Below are 14,638 nucleotides of genomic sequence, written 5' to 3'. Positions count from 1 at the left end.
GATATTTTCCACGTACGATGATGCGTCTCTTCCTCGCCGCGTTCGTAGTCTTGTCGTCCTGCTCCTCGGAACACGAAGCGAGCGCGTCCGGCGACGTCTCTCACTCCTCGGCACAGAACGTCTCGAGCGATAGCGCGCTCCGCCCCGCGCAGGCCTTGATCGACAGCGGGCATCCGTGGCGCGCGACGCAGTTACTCGGTCCCGTGCTGAAGTCACCGGCGCGCCGCACACCGGCTACGCTGCTCGTTGCGGCGCGTGCCGCCGCGGGGTGGGACGGCTGGGTTGAGGTTGACAAACTGCTCGCGCACGAGACGTGGCTCGACACTGAGAACAACGGCGAAGGCCGCGAGCTTCTTGCACGCTCCGCGCTGGAGCGCGGCGTCGATACGCTCGCGCTGACGAATGCGGAAGCGGCGCTACGAGACGCGACGACGCCCGACACGCGCGCCGTCCGAAGCGTGTTGCTCGCGCGCGCGCTGGAGCGCGGCAACTACTTCGATAGCGCCGCCGTCATGTACGCGCGCGCGGCCGCGGCGCTACGGCCCCTGCATGATTGGCTCGCTCTGCGCGTCGCCGGCGTCGAGCGCGACTCGGCCGACCGCGCGAAATCGTATGCGAGTATCACGCTTCCGGCCGCGCGCGCTCGCGTACCGTGGACCGAAGCGCAAACGCGCGAACGCTACGAAGATGCCTTGGGCGCCGCGGCGCGCTATGCGGCGTTGGGTGCGACGGTCTCCGCGCTGCGGCTGAGGATGTCCGTGGCGCCCGACACCGTCAGACGCGCCGCCGTGCGCGACGAGTTGCTGTCGTTCATTCGAATGCACCCTGGCAGCGCCGACGCCAAGGCCGCGGTCGATGTACTCGACAAGGCGTTTTCGTCGCTCTCGCCGCCGCAGGAGCTTGTGATCGCTCGCAGCGCCGCCGTGTCCGGACCGCCGGCGCGCGCGGTCGCCGCGTTCGAGCACGCGCTCTCGCAACCCGCGCTCACCACGCCGAACGACCGCATGCTCTATGCGCAGGTGCTCGCGCGTGTGAATCGCTCGCGTGATGCGCTCGCGCAGTTGGCGCTCGTTGAAGGGCCACTCGCCGGGCAGGCCGACTATCAGCGCGCACGAGTGCTGCTCACGTCCGGAACGGCGGATGCGACTCGCGCGGCCCTGCGCGACGTCATCGCCAAATTTCCGAACGATACGGGCGCGGCGAGCTCCGCACTCTATCTCCTTGCCGATCTCGCCACTGATGACGGCAACGATCAACAGGCACGCGCATACTATCAGCAGTTGTACGTTCACTATCCGACGAGCAACCGCGCATCCAACGCGCGATTTGATGCGGCGCTGCTCGCGATGGTGCAGGGCAATGCACACGCGGCCGCCGCGGAATTCGATTCGGTCTGGACGCTCTCACCCAACGCGGATGATGCGACCGCCGCGCGCTACTGGAGCGGCCGCGCCTATGCCACGACGGGGAATTCAACGTTGGCCAATACGCGTTGGCGTGAAGTAATCGCACAATCGCCGACGTCCTACTACGCGTCCCTCGGCGCCGAGCGGCTGAAGCAAGCGGCGTGGACGCCGGCGGCGCGTGCGGATTCATTCGCCGCTTTTCCTGCGATCGACAGCGCGTTCAAGCGCATCGCGCTGCTCGAGCGGCTCGGCATGGACGTCGAGGCGCGATTCGAGTACGACGCGCTCGATGAAGCCGCGTCGTCGTCGCCCGAGCGGCTCGCGGCGACCGCGCACGCGTTTCTCTTGCACGGCCAACCGTCGCGCGCCATTCGGCTCGCGCAGAAGCTCATCGAATCGGGACAACGCGACGCGCGCGCGTACCGCCTGCTCTATCCGGTGCTCGACCGCGACGAACTGCTTCGCGACGCGAAGGCGCACGATCTCGATCCGTTACTCGTCGCGGGCCTCATTCGGCAGGAGTCGAACTTCAACGCGCATGCCGTGTCGGTCGCGGGCGCGCGCGGTCTCATGCAAGTGCTGCCGTCCGTTGGCGAAGACGTCGCGCACTCGCTCGGTTTCCCGGTTTGGTATCCAGCGCTGCTGTTCGATCCCGACGCCAACTTGCAACTCGGCACCGAGCATCTTGCCGGAGCGGTGAAGCAGTACGGAACGATCGCGCGCGTGCTGGCGGCGTACAACGCGGGCGGCTCGCGCGTCACGCGATGGGCGGCGAAGCCCGGAGTGGATGATGCGGAGATGTTCGCGGAGCGCATTCCGTTCGTCGAGACGCGCGATTACGTGCGTACCGTGCAGAGAAATCGCGCGCTGTATCGAGCATTGTACTCGTGGTAGGTGGTCGAGCGCGCGCCGACTACCATCCCGGCGCCAACTGGACTCCCCAAACCCAATTTTTCTTGGGTCTCTGGAACGGATGCGCCGCGTACGCTTCCATGATCGCGTACCCCATCAAGTTGAACCGGAACGACACGCCGGTGCTGAACACCGGAATGCGATCGGCGCAGGGATAGAACGACTGCGCCTGCGCCTGCGCGCTCGACGCGGCCACCGGACATGAGACCGGCTTGTCGCCCGACGACGAGAAGCGGAAGTCCGGACTCTGCGCATTCGTGTACGACACGCCGGCATCGAAGAACGGCGACACTTCAGTCGGCAGGAACGGGAAGTTCACGAGACCGAAGCCTTCGACGCCGAACAGCGGAATGCGGAACTCCGTGTTCACGACGGCGACCTTGCTGCCGAACAACCGCTCGAACGCCGGGCAACCCTGTGTGTTCGCGTTGTTCGCGGGCGTCCCGGCGGTGCTGCTGCTGCACTCGTCGCTCGTGAACGAGCCGTAGCCGTACCCGCGCATCAGCGTTTCTTCACCGAGATAAATCGGCCACGTCGTGTTCACGTCTTCGGCGCCGCTGCCGTATCGACCGAGCGACAGCCCGCGGAACGCGAGCGTGAACGGCCGGAAGAACAAGTATCGCCGATAGTCGGCCAACGCGGTTTGATAGGTCACCGACCCGAAGGTCGGCGTGTACTGCAATCGGAATCGTTCGCCCTGCACGGGCGACGTGAATGCGTCGAACGCGTTGTCACCGACCAGCGCCACCGACGGTTCGGCGAACAGCACCGGTTTGTACTGGTTCTGGAGCGTCGTCGTTCGCTCGTCGACGATCGTGTTGCCCACGAACACGGTTTGGAAGAGCTCCGTGTCGAAGCCGTAGTGCGTCACGTTCGCCGTGAACTCGAATCGTCGCGTCGTCGAGAAGGGATACTGCGTGAAGATCGCGGCTTGATCGATGTAAATGCGTTGCAGCAACTGGTTGACGTTGTACCCCGCGACGCTATTCCCTCCACCGGCATCGAGCGTCGTGTCCGTGAGATAGACGCCGCCCGTGAGATACGGAACGTGTTCGAGTCCGACGCCCCAGTTCCATCGCTTCTTCATGTTGTAGTACTGGAGCGCGCCGCCGATGTCCTTCACCGTGCCGTTCGCCTGAATGGCCGCAAAGATCTGCCGGTCGCTCAACTGATCGCCGAAGATCATCGACACGCCGCCCGCCACACCGGTGCCGAACGGACCACCGGCCACCACGCCCAGGCTCGGCTGGCCGATGGCGTCGAGCGAGAACGACGAGTGATACGGCTCGACGGTGAAGTCACTGCCACTCGGCAAACCGGACGTCGCGTCGGCGAGATAGCCAGTGACGAGACTGCGCGTGACCTGCGGCGGCGGCAGCATGGAGCCTTCAGCCACCGACGCCGCGACGACCGGCGTGCCGACCGTCTGCGAAGCGTCGAGCGCCCGAATCTCGTTGCCCTGATCGTAGAACGTGTTGAACAGCATGCGTCCCGTCGTCCGTGAGACGGAGAGACACGGGGAATACGTCGTCAATCCGTTGACGCCCGTTGCGACGTGCGTCACGCGGAAGACTTCCTTGGACTCGAGGTTCAACCGGTAGACGTCCGGGAACCCGTCCTGATCCGAGATGAAGAACAGGTCCTTTCCGTCGGGCGAGAACTGCGGATTGAGATGCTTGCCGTGCGCGAACGGCGAGAAGACCGAGATCCGCCCCGTCGCGAGGTCGTACGTCGCCAGCTGGAGCTGCGAATCCTGCAGCTTGTCGAAGTCGGTCTCCGGACCACGATCGGTCGAGAACGCGATCGTCTTGCCGTCCGGCGAGAACGTCGGCTGATAGTCGGCGTACTTGTCGTTCGTGAGCTGCCGCACCGTACCGGCATTTAAGTCCAATAAATAAAGATCGCTAATGCCGCCCGCCTGGCCGGTGAAGACGAGCGACTTGCCGTCCGGCGACCACGAGATGTGCATCACCGAGCCGATCCCCGGCAGCTTGATACGCCGCTCGACGTTCGTCGACTGCGTGTTCAGAATCGCGATCTCCTGATTGCCCTCCGCATACACGATGAACGCAAAGTGCTTGCTGTCCGGCGACCAGTCGCCGGCCGACTGCGTCCAGCTGATGGCGTCGAAGTGCGAGTCGCTCTGCGGCCCGCCCAACGTCTTGATGATCCGCCCGGTCTGCGCGTCGCCCACGAGCAGGTCGATGCCGAAGAGGTTCTTCTTGCTCGAGAAGAACGCGAACAACTTGCCGTCCGGGCTGATGGTCGGCGACAGGTTGTAGCCGGGCCCGCCCTTCGCGTTGCCGATCAGCGTCGTTCCCGTCGAATCCGGATGCGTGCGGCCCGCCAGCTGAGGCAGATACATCGCCTTGTTGGCCGCCGCCCAGTCCTTCGAAAGCGAATCCTGATTCTCGCCAAGCACGCGCACGAGCGCCTGATCCCAGCCCAGACGGAGCGCGGTCCGATACACCTCGACGATCGCGCGATCGCCCCAGCGTCCGCCCACATACGCCCACAACGCTTGCCCGTAGCGATACGGGAAGAAGCGCGGATCCGTCGTCAGCTGCTTGATCGTCGGGAACTTGTCGCGCATCACCGCGTCGCGCATCCACAGCGCGGTGAGCGGATCGTTGCGGCCGAGCGAGAAGTATTCGGCCATGCCCTCGATCAGCCAGAGCGGCAGCGCGTCCAGCCGCATCAAGCCGCCGCCCGGCGTGCCTTCCGCGATGTTGTACTGGAACACGTGCACCAGCTCGTGGCCGAGCACGTGATCCTCATCCTTGTAATAGCCCGTGAAGGGCATGATCACGCGCGTGCGATTCGACTCGGTGACGCCGCCCGTGCCTTCCTCGAGCTGCTCCGAGATGACGTTCGTTTGCTGGAAGTCCGGCTGATCCGCATAGAAGACGAGCTCCTTGCGATCGAACGCATGCCGGAACGTGTCCGAGTGACGCGAGTACCATCGCTCGGCCATCCGTCCCGCGTCGTGCACCATCACGGATTCCGCGGGATAGAAGAAGTTGTCGAAGTGCTCGGACTTGAGGATCTTCCAGTCGAAGTTCTCGTACTGGACCTTGTTGCGTCCGAAGTACCCTTGCGCGCCGACGCTCGTGGAAACGCCCAACAGCAGCAGCGGCGTGAGCGAAGCCAAGGCGGCTGCCCAGCGCAAACGAAGTCGAGCCATGTATTGTCCCGCGGCCCAAGCCGCAGCAAAAAGTCTTTCGGGTCCTTCGACCAGACTGGTCAGGACCGACCCTCGCTTGGCGGGCAAGGGACGTGCCCCTTCAAGATGAAGGACTAGCTAGCCCGAGAATCCCGTCAAGGTGCAGTTGGGTTCGCCGCATCTCGATACATTCGGCGGAATTAGCCGTCCTTCGTTCGATCGTGTCTCGCCGGTAACGCCGGACCGCCCGATCCTTAGCATTGACACGCCACCCCGCGACTTCCCTGCACCCGGACCATGGCTGAACCAAAGGAATACAAGCCGACGGTGATGGACCGATATGGGCCGGAAGGCGCAGCCCTCGTTCGCGTCGCCCCGTACTGCCTCATCTCATTTGGCCTCATCCTCGGCGTGCTGATGTACGAGGGCCTCGGCATGCTGATCGCCCTGCTCGCCGCGATCGTCGCGGGCATCGGCACCGGGTGGTTCGCGATTGGCCTGAGCAACGCCGCCGGCGACACCTACAAGCGCTTCATGGTCGACGGCACGAGCACGCCGTACGTGGAGCAGTACTCGTATCAGCAAGCACTCGTCATGCAAGGCAAGACCGACGAAGCGCTCGAGTCGTTCGAGGCGGTGATCGCCGAGAAGCCGGACGAGTTCGACCCGCGCGTGAAAGCGGCGGAGCTCTACGCGCGTGACAAGCGCAACTTCGTTCGCGCGGCCGAGCTGTTTCGCGAGGCGCAGCGCATTCCCGCCGTCACGGCCGGGCAGTTCGTGTACGTCACCAATCGCCTGACCGATCTCTATACCGGCCCGCTCAACGAACCCGGCAAGGCACTCGTCGAGCTACGGAAGCTGATCGACAAATATCCGGGCTCTCCGGCGGCCGAAAACGCGCGAGATGCGCTCGCGACGCTCAAGCAGCGGCACGTCGGAACAGATCTGTCATCCTGAGTGAAGCGAAGGAGCTCTCGGTTCCGACTAGTCCAGCTCGACCCGCCGGTTCTTCTTCTTCTCCGACAGCTTTTTCTTCTCGCTGATCCGCCGCTCCTTGGCGGCGCGCGTCGGCTTGGTCGGCTTCCGCTTCTTCGGAACGTGCAGCGCGTGCTTGATGAGCGCCGCCAGCCGCTCGTCGGCCGCCTGGCGATTCTGGCCCTGGCTCCGGCGATCGCTGGCCACCACGCGCACCATTCCGTCCGAATCGAGCCGCGCGGCCAGGCGGTGGCGGAGCCGCTCCCGCTCGTCGTCGGTCACCGCCCGCGACGCGTTCAGGTCCCACAGCAGCTCGATGCGCGTCGACGAAGTGTTCACATGCTGGCCTCCGGGCCCGCCCGCCCGCGACGCGCGGTATTGAAGCTCTGAGCGAGGAATGGCCAGCGCGGGGCTGACGTTCAGGAAGGTCGTCTCATCCATCGGCACGGTCTCCACGATCTGGGTCCGGTGCGAGGCACTGTCGCGATGATGTCCCGAGGCGTGACCGTGCTCCCCAGACCTCGTCCTTTTCCTAGCAGAATGCAAGACTCTTCGATGTCGCCGAGTTCTCGCAGTTTGCGACTCTCCCTACCTCTCTCGTGCGACTCCCTTCACGACCGTCGGCGCCCGCCCTGAAGGCAATTCTCGACCCGCGGCGTTTCCTCCGCTGGGTCTTCATCGGACGTCTGTGCCTCGCCAGCGCGATCTTCATCGCCGCGGTCGGGAACTGGACGGCTGTCGATGCCAGCCAGACGCTGGTCGCGTCGCTCGCCTTCGCGTTGTCCACGGTCATGACGGTAATCTCCGCGGGATACGCCGAAATATATCGAAAGCGGCTCGGCCCCACGTTCCTGTACGCCCAGGCGGCGTTCGACGTCCTGCTCGTGACCGCCGTGATTCACGTGACGGGCGGCAACACGTCGCCGTTCTCCGCGGTCTACATCCTCGTGATCGCCACCGCGTCGCTGCTGCTGCCCATGGGCGGCGGTCTCCTCATCGCGGCGCTGTCGCTCGTGCTGTACTTCGCCGACGTCGTGCTGTTTTTCCGCACGCCGCAGGGGGTCGAGCCCGCCGTCTGGCTTCAGCTCAGCGTGTTCGCCCTCGTCGCACTCGGCATCCGCTACCTGTCGGCGCAACTCAAGGAGAGCGGGGAAGGCAAGGACCTGCTCGTCGCCGCGCTCGAGCAGTCCGCGCTCCAGGCCGAAGACATTCTGCGCAACATTCGAAGCGGCGTCGTCACGGTGGACGTCGAAGGCCGGCTGCTCTACGCCAACCCGATGGCCGAGCACCTGCTGGGCGTCGATCTGATCGATCACTTCGGCGAGCCCATCGTTTCCACCATTGGGGGCGTCGCGCCGGAGCTGGCAGAAGCGGTCGTGCGTGCGGCGAAGACCAAGCAGCGAACGACGCGCGGCGAAGCGGTCATCTCGACGGTGTCAAAACGGTATCCGATCGGCGTTACAACGACCTATACGGAACACGACGATACGGGCGCGGGCCGCACCGCCACCGCGATCTTCCAGGACATCTCGGATCAAAAGCGCATGGACGCGCTGCGTCTCCGCGCCCAACGGCTGGAAGGCATCGCGGAGCTGAGCGCGTCGCTCGCGCACGAGATCAAGAATCCGCTGGCGTCCATTCGCAGCGCGGTGGAGCAGATCTCGCGCATGCCGAGCGTGGGCGACGATCAGAAAACGCTCACGGTGTTGGTGATGCGCGAATCCGATCGCCTGTCGCGCTTGTTGTCGGAGTTTCTCGATTTCGCGCGCGTGCACGTGGCGCGCGTGCGGCCGGTCGATCTCGCGTCCGTCGCGCAGGGTGCGGCGAGTCTCGTCTCGACCCATCCCGACCGCGACGCGTCCGTCACCGTGACGTGCGTCGTGCCGCAGGACGACCGGCTCGAGATCGAAGGCGATGAGGATCTGCTGCACCGCGCGGTGTTCAACCTCGCGCTGAACGCCGTGCAGGCCGCGCCGCCGCGCAGCGAAGTGCGCATCGAAGTGTCGCGCGGCAGCGCCGACTCGCTCACGCTCGCCAATCCGTTCGACGGCGATGCCGTCTCGCTCCGCGTCAGCGACGCGGGCTCCGGCATTCCGACGGACATTCGCGATCGCATGTTCGATCCGTTCTTCACCACGAAAGCAAACGGCAGCGGGCTGGGGCTCGCCGTCGTGCACCGCGCCATCGAGGCGCACCGCGGCCTGGTCTTCGTCGACAGCAGCGCGCGCGGCACCCGATTCACCGTGGTGCTGCCGCGTACGCAGCCCGCCGGCATTCCCGCAGGGAGCCTCTCATGACCGACGCCGTCAAACCGAGCGTGCTCGTCGTGGACGACGAGACGGGCATTCTCGATTCGCTCAACATTCTCCTGCGGAACGAGGGCTTCACACCGCATCTCGCGCATGGTGGACGCGCGGGCCTCGATCGTATTGGCGAGATTCGGCCCGACATCGTGCTCACCGACATCCGCATGCCGAACGTGACCGGGGTCGAGATCCTCGCCGCCGCGCGCTCCGCCGATCCCGACGTGCCGGTCATTCTCATGACGGCGCAAGCGACGCTGCAATCGGCCATGCAGGCGGTGAACGAAGGCGCCTTCTATTACATCCAGAAACCGTTCCGCAACGACGAGCTGGTCGCGATCCTCAAGCGCGCGTCGGAGCACCGCAAGCTTCGCGTCGAGAACAAGTCGCTCAAGCAGGCGATCAAGCGTGCCGAGCGAAACGGCCTGACTCGTCCCGTGGGGACGAGCAAGTCGTGGCTCGACATTCTGCGGCTCGTCGAGACCGTCGCGCCGACTGATTCGACCGTGCTCCTGCAAGGCGAGTCGGGCACTGGTAAGGAGGTGATCGCGCGCTACATCCACGAGCTGTCGGCGCGTTCCGAGGGGCCGTTTCTGTCGATCAACTGCGGCGCGCTTCCGGAGAGTCTGCTCGAGAGCGAATTGTTCGGCCACACCAAGGGCTCGTTCACGGGCGCGGTGCGCGACAAGATCGGTCTGTTCGGCGCGTCGTCGAAAGGCACTTTCTTCCTGGACGAAATCGGTGAAACGACGCCGGCGACGCAGGTGAAGCTGTTGCGCGCTCTGCAGCATCGGGAAGTGATTCCGGTCGGCTCGACGGAAGCGGTGCCGGTGGACACGCGCGTCGTCGCGGCGACGAACCGCGATCTGGACGAAGAGATTCGCGCCGGCAATTTCCGCAGCGATCTCTATTACCGGCTCAACGTCATCGCGCTGCATCTGCCGCCGCTGCGGCAGCGCCGGGACGACATTCCGCTCCTGGCCGAACATTTTCTGCACCGCATCGCGGCGGCGCGCAACGAGGCGCCGAAGCGGATCGCCGACGAGGCGCTGGAGCAGCTCGTCGAGTACGCGTGGCCGGGCAACGTCCGGGAATTAGAGAATGCTCTTGAGCGTTCTATAATCCTGACGCCGGAGGAGGAAATCCGCCCGTCCGCGCTGCCGGAGCGCATCACCGAGCGCCGCGCCGAGCCGCTGGTCTCGACGCGCACGCCGCCGAATCCGACGCTCGAGGCCGTGGAGCGGGCGTACATCATGTGGGTCCTCCAGAGCGAAAGCGGCAACAAATCGCGCGCCGCCGAAGTGCTGGGCATCGACCCGTCGACGCTCTACCGCAAGCTCTCGCGCTACGGAGTCGAGGCATGAGCGGTGTCGACGGCGTGAGCGGCGTCGCCGCGCCGCGACACGCGCTGACCGGCGAGCGGTTGGCCGACCGCGTCGCGGATTGGCCGGTGTTGCTGCCAGTCCTCACGGGCGCCCTGGTGCTGCTCGTTGGCGTGTTCGCCATGGACGGCGTGCCGGTCGGGGCCGTGCACGATGACGCGATGTACGTGCTGCTCGCCAAGGCGCTGGCAACCGGCCACGGCTATCGGTGGATCAACGTTCCCGGCGCGCCGGCGGCCACGCACTTTCCGCCGGGGTATCCGGCGCTCCTGGCGCTCGTGTGGCGCCTCGTGCCGTCGTTTCCGGAAAACGTCATCGCATTCAAGTTCGTGAATGCGTTGCTCCTCGCGCTGGCCGCGGCGACGCTCACCCATTTCGCGCGGCGGCGACTGAACTTTTCGGCGCGAGCCGCGTGCGCGGTGGTCCTCGCCGGCGCGCTCGCCGTTCCCACGCTGGTGCTCAGCACCGTCGTGATGTCGGAGATGTTCTTTCTGGCGCTCCTCATTCCCGCGCTCTGGCTGGCCGAGCGTGTCGTGGATGACGATTCGTCGACGCGCGACGCGGTCGTTGTCGGGCTGCTCGCGGGCATGCTCATGCTCGTGCGCTCGCACGGCGTGGCGTTCGTCGTCGGACTCGGTGCGGTCCTCGCGTGGCGCAGTCGGTGGCGCACGCTCGCGATCGTTGCGGCGACCTCACTCGCGACGGTATTGCCGTGGCAGCTGTGGGTTCGCGCGCATCGCGGCGGCGTTCCCGTCGCCATGCGCGGCGACTATGAATCGTACGCCGGCTGGTTGAGCGCCGGGGCGCACGACGGATGGTTCGCGCTCGCCGCACGAACGGTGGCCGGAACGAGCCGCGAATTGTTCGCGATGATCGCCGGCGTGAGCGCCGCGGGATTGCCGGCGATCGCGTTGCGCGTCGCCGTTGCCACGGTCGTGGTTGTCGCGTTCGCCTTCGGACTGTGGCGGTTGCGCCGGAGCTCGCCCGTGCTCGTCGCGTTCATCGCCGCGTACCTATCGATCGTGCTGCTCTGGCCCTTCACACCCGCGCGCTTCGTGTGGGGCGTGTGGCCGTTGATCGTGTTGGTCGTCGCATGCGCCGCGCGCGACGCGTGGTCGCTGCCGCGCGCGCGGCTCGGCGTTGCGTCGGCCGGGATCATCGTCTTGGCGGGCTACGCGACGTACAACGTCCGCGGCTACCGCGGCCGCTGGTGGTCCGCGATTCCGCGCCAAACCGCGGGGCTCGTGGGACCGAGCCTGATGTGGGTCCAAGCCTACACCAAGCCCTCCGACGTTGTCTCGAGCAATGCGGAGGCGACCATCTACCTGTACACCGGCCGGGCCGCGGTGCCGGCCACGAGCTTCTCGGTGGCGGACTACTTTACGCCCGCCACGGCACGCTCGGCCGAGGCGGCGCTGCGGTCGATACTTGTCGCGTATCCCGTGGGCGTCGTCGCGATCGTCGCGAACGATTCGCTCGAGGCAGCGGCGCGCGCCATGGCCGCCGCCGCACCGCCGGTGCTGGCGAAACGGGACAGTGTGCCGCACGGCCTGATTTACTCGTCGCTCGTTCGATGACCTCGTCCTCCATGCCGCCGAACCGTTCTCCGCTCGACGATCCCGCGCGCTCGCGGCTTCGTCCGCGCACGCCGATGGACCCCAACAACATCCGCCTCTCGGTGTTGATTCCGGTCTACAACGAGCGTGACACGATCGATCTGATCGTCGACCAGGTGCGCGATACGCCCCTGCACCTCGAGATCATTTGCGTCGACGATTTTTCGACGGACGGCACGCAACAGATTCTCGAGACGCTGCTCGCGCAGAGGCGAATCGACAAGCTTCATCGCCAGCCGGAGAATCGCGGGAAGGGCGCGGCCATTCGCCAGGCGCTCTCGATGAGCACCGGCGACATCGTCATCGTGCAGGACGCCGATCTCGAGTACGATCCCGATGATTGGCCCGTGCTGCTCGAGCCCATCCTCGACGGACGCGCCGACGCCTGCTTCGGCTCGCGCTTCCTCGGCGGACCACACCGCGTGCTGTACTACTGGCACTCGGTCGGCAATTCCTGGTTGACGACCTACAGCAACATGCTGACGAATCTCAACCTCACCGATATGGAAACGTGCTACAAGGCCATGCGCGGTGAGCTGGCGCGCTCGCTCCTCCCGAAGCTCACCGCCAATCGATTCGGCTTCGAGCCGGAGATCACCGCGCGGTTGGCGCACGCGGGCGCGCGGATCTTCGAGGTGCCGATCAGCTACTCCGGCCGCACGTACGCCGAGGGGAAGAAGATCGGCTGGAAGGACGGGATCGCCGCGTTCTGGCACATCACGAAGTTCAATCTTTTCTCATGATGAATCTGGCGACGGGTCGACGGGGTGTCGGAGCGCCGGGACGGGCGGGCATCGCGATCGCGCTGCTCGCGATGGCGTCGTCGGCGATCGGCGTCGTGAACTTCTTCACCTACGACGACCGCTACATCATCGAGTTGAATCCGTTCTCGCACGGGCTGCACCAGTGGTGGCGCGTGTTCGCCTCGTCGTACTGGCCCAAGGACTGGGGCGGCGACGGCTATCGTCCGTTGACCATTCTGATGTTCAAGCTCGAGTCGGCGATCGGCCACGGAATTCCCCTGCCGTTTCACGTGGCGAACATTTTGTTATACGCCGCGGTCTCGGTGATGGTGTTGTGGCTCGCGCGGCAGCTCCTGCCGGGATGGGCGGCGTGGGTCGCGGCGGCGCTGTTCGCAGTGCATCCGGTGCACGTCGAGGCGGTAGGGAATGTCGTCGGTCAGAGCGAGCTGCTCGTCGCGCTGTTCACCATTCCCGCCATCGTGATCTACATCCGCGATCGGCAGCGCGGCGCGCTGCGCACGCGCACGGCCTTCGCGGTCATCGCGCTGTATCTCGGCGCATGCTTCTCCAAGGAGAATGGCGTGGTGCTGCCGGCGATACTTGGGCTGGCGGAGCTCACCGTGATCGCGGAGCGTCGCCCGTGGCGCGAGCGCGTCGCGGCGCTTCGGCCGTTCTATCTCGCGATGACGGCGTTCGCCCTCGCCTACATCGGCATTCGCGCGCACGTGCTGTCCGATCACGACCTGTCGGGATTCCAGCCGTTCATGCCGTTCGCCACGCTGCACACCACGGCGTTTCAGCGAGTGCTCACGGCGATCGGCGTCGTCCCGGAGTGGGTGCGGTTGTTCTATTGGCCGGCGCATCTCTCCTCCGAGTACGGGCCGCCGGAGATCGACATCGCGCAGGGCGTGAGCATCACGCAGCTGCCGGGGCTCCTGCTGCTCGTTGGAATTCTCGCATTGGCCGTCATGCTGCACCGGCGGCGTCCCGCAATTTCATTCGGCATTGGTGTCATCTGCGCCGCGCTCTTGCCGGCCAGCAACTTCATTCTGCCCGCGGGTATCGTGCTCGCCGAGCGCACGCTGTTTCTGCCGAGCGTGGGCGCGATGCTCGCGCTGGGTGGCGTGCTGGTGGCGGTACGGGAACGTCTCATCGCGACGAACAGGTTCGACGTGCGCGTCGTGCGCGCCGCGCAGCTTGCGCTCGTCGCGGCGATTGTGGCGGGCGGCGTTCGCAGCACGCTGCGCACGCGCGTGTGGTACAACAACGAGACGCTCTTCAACCACGCGGTGCAGGATTCGCCTCGATCGTACCGCGCGCACTACATGCTCGCGGCGTGGGATTTCGAGCAGAAGCGAAAGCGGCTTGGCGAGCAGGAATATCGCAAGGCGATCGCGCTGTTCCCGTTGGATCCTTTCCTGTCGTACAACCTGGCGGAGCAGTATCGCCAGGTCGGCGCGTGCGAGCCGGCGATCCCGTTATACCAGTTTGCTCAAAAAATCCAACCGACCTTTCCGTTGGGCCACACCGCGCTCGCCGTGTGCTTGCTGAACGTGGGCCGCTACGACGACGCGAAGGCGGCGTCGTGGGACGTCATCAAGGCGGGGGGCAGCGTGAAGGCCGCCGAGTCGATCCGTCATCTTGCGGATTCGTCGAAGGCCGCGGAGGCCAGGGGCGGGGCGGAGCACAAAGGGATTGCGAACAACGGGGTGGCGAATCGTCCGCTGACATTAGTCGGTGTCCCTAGCAAAGTGCCACAGACAGTGCAAAAGGCGGTATCGAATCCGTCCAATTCCGGCCAGCGCTGACACTGTAAGTCCTTGTTGCATTGCTAGTTATGATGTTTAGTGCAGTTCGGTCCGGGCGTTGCCTTAATGGCGGCCGATACTTCCCACCAACGCCCCTTTCTCCCCTACTTCACGGGACTCCACACATGCTCAAGCTCCGCAAGGGTTTCACGCTCATCGAGCTCCTGATCGTCGTCGTGATCATCGGCATTCTGGCCGCGATCGCGATCCCGAAGTTCGCGAACACGAAGTCGAAGGCGTACATCACCGCCATGAAGTCGGATCTGCGTAACCTCGTGACGGCCGAAGAGGCGTTCTTCTCGGATTCGTCGAAGTACACGGCGACGATCA

10 protein-coding genes are annotated in these 14,638 nt (G+C 65.4%); 8 read left to right on the top strand and 2 right to left on the bottom strand.

What is annotated here, in order from left to right:
• The first annotated feature begins 17 nt into the window (after window positions 1-17).
• Window positions 18-2,300, top strand: a complete 2,283-nt coding sequence (locus tag VN706_09865; protein ID HXT15921.1) for a transglycosylase SLT domain-containing protein — start codon at window positions 18-20, stop codon at window positions 2,298-2,300.
• A 19-nt stretch (window positions 2,301-2,319) separates the two neighbouring features.
• Here VN706_09865 and VN706_09860 read toward each other — a convergent pair whose 3' ends face one another.
• Window positions 2,320-5,502, bottom strand: a complete 3,183-nt coding sequence (locus VN706_09860; protein HXT15920.1) for a hypothetical protein — start codon at window positions 5,500-5,502, stop codon at window positions 2,320-2,322.
• Window positions 5,503-5,778: 276 nt separating this feature from the next.
• Here VN706_09860 and VN706_09855 point away from each other — a divergent pair, with 276 nt between their 5' ends.
• Window positions 5,779-6,438: a hypothetical protein gene (locus VN706_09855; protein HXT15919.1), complete on the top strand. Its 660-nt coding sequence runs from the start codon at window positions 5,779-5,781 to the stop codon at window positions 6,436-6,438.
• A 27-nt stretch (window positions 6,439-6,465) separates the two neighbouring features.
• Here the strand turns inward: VN706_09855 and arfB are convergent, their stop codons facing one another.
• Window positions 6,466-6,912: an alternative ribosome rescue aminoacyl-tRNA hydrolase ArfB gene (gene arfB, locus VN706_09850; protein ID HXT15918.1), complete on the bottom strand. Its 447-nt coding sequence runs from the start codon at window positions 6,910-6,912 to the stop codon at window positions 6,466-6,468.
• 143 nt (window positions 6,913-7,055) lie between these two features.
• On the opposite strand from arfB, the gene VN706_09845 reads away from it, so the two are divergent.
• The 6 genes from VN706_09845 to VN706_09820 form a co-directional block, all read left to right on the top strand.
• Window positions 7,056-8,753, top strand: coding sequence for an ATP-binding protein (locus VN706_09845; protein HXT15917.1), 1,698 nt, complete (start codon window positions 7,056-7,058; stop codon window positions 8,751-8,753).
• Window positions 8,750-10,123 carry a sigma-54 dependent transcriptional regulator gene (locus VN706_09840; GenBank protein ID HXT15916.1) on the top strand — a complete coding sequence of 458 codons (1,374 nt, stop codon included), beginning with the start codon at window positions 8,750-8,752 and terminating at the stop codon, window positions 10,121-10,123. Before VN706_09845 ends, VN706_09840 begins: the two co-directional genes overlap by 4 nt.
• Window positions 10,120-11,718, top strand: coding sequence for a hypothetical protein (locus tag VN706_09835; protein ID HXT15915.1), 1,599 nt, complete (start codon window positions 10,120-10,122; stop codon window positions 11,716-11,718). Before VN706_09840 ends, VN706_09835 begins: the two co-directional genes overlap by 4 nt.
• Complete coding sequence (locus VN706_09830; GenBank protein HXT15914.1) at window positions 11,715-12,500, top strand: glycosyltransferase family 2 protein; 786 nt, start codon at window positions 11,715-11,717, stop codon at window positions 12,498-12,500. Before VN706_09835 ends, VN706_09830 begins: the two co-directional genes overlap by 4 nt.
• Window positions 12,497-14,308 carry a tetratricopeptide repeat protein gene (locus tag VN706_09825; GenBank protein HXT15913.1) on the top strand — a complete coding sequence of 604 codons (1,812 nt, stop codon included), beginning with the start codon at window positions 12,497-12,499 and terminating at the stop codon, window positions 14,306-14,308. The genes VN706_09830 and VN706_09825 overlap by 4 nt, the downstream gene beginning before the upstream one ends.
• Window positions 14,309-14,433: 125 nt before the next feature.
• Window positions 14,434-14,638 (top strand): prepilin-type N-terminal cleavage/methylation domain-containing protein (locus VN706_09820; protein HXT15912.1); only part of this gene is annotated, 205 nt, incomplete at its 3' end.

Source organism: Gemmatimonadaceae bacterium (assembly GCA_035606695.1).
In the GTDB taxonomy this organism is placed as follows: domain Bacteria; phylum Gemmatimonadota; class Gemmatimonadetes; order Gemmatimonadales; family Gemmatimonadaceae; genus JAQBQB01.
The sequence above is the reverse complement of the archived record's forward strand: the minus strand, read 5'-3'. Positions and strand labels throughout refer to the sequence as shown.